The organism is Streptococcus suis, assembly GCF_002964045.1.
In the GTDB taxonomy this organism is placed as follows: domain Bacteria; phylum Bacillota; class Bacilli; order Lactobacillales; family Streptococcaceae; genus Streptococcus; species Streptococcus suis_U.
In genome coordinates, this window is sequence record NZ_POPB01000513.1 from 1 (window position 1) to 375 (window position 375).

A 375-nucleotide genomic window follows, 5' to 3' on the forward strand; every position below is an offset into this window, starting at 1 on the left:
TCTGAAATGGTATAGGATATGTGAGAAAAAGGAAAACAGAGATTTTGGATAGACTGCATCATATTGAATATAGGGAATGTTCTTTCTGTGATATGCTAAGTGGGAGAGTAGGAGAAGTAAATGGAAAAAATTAGTGTGCTTATCCCAGTCTATAATGGGGAAAAATACCTGAGGCAATGCGTAGAATCAGTTATAAAACAAGATTACAGTGAATTAGAAATTATTGTTGTCAATGACGGGTCTACGGATAAAACCGCCTTTATCTGTGAACAGTTACGAGAACAGGATAGTCGGATTCGAATTGTGCATAAAAGAAGGAATGAAGGGCTTGGAGCGGCTAGAAATACATTATTAGAGGTTGCGACTGGCGGATTC

Annotated in this window: 1 protein-coding gene; it reads left to right on the forward strand. The window is 37.9% G+C overall.

From position 1 onward, the window contains the following. Positions 1 to 120 precede the first annotated feature (120 nt). Positions 121 to 375: glycosyltransferase family 2 protein (locus C1E99_RS12335; protein ID WP_153060233.1), on the forward strand; the 255-nt coding region annotated here is incomplete at its 3' end.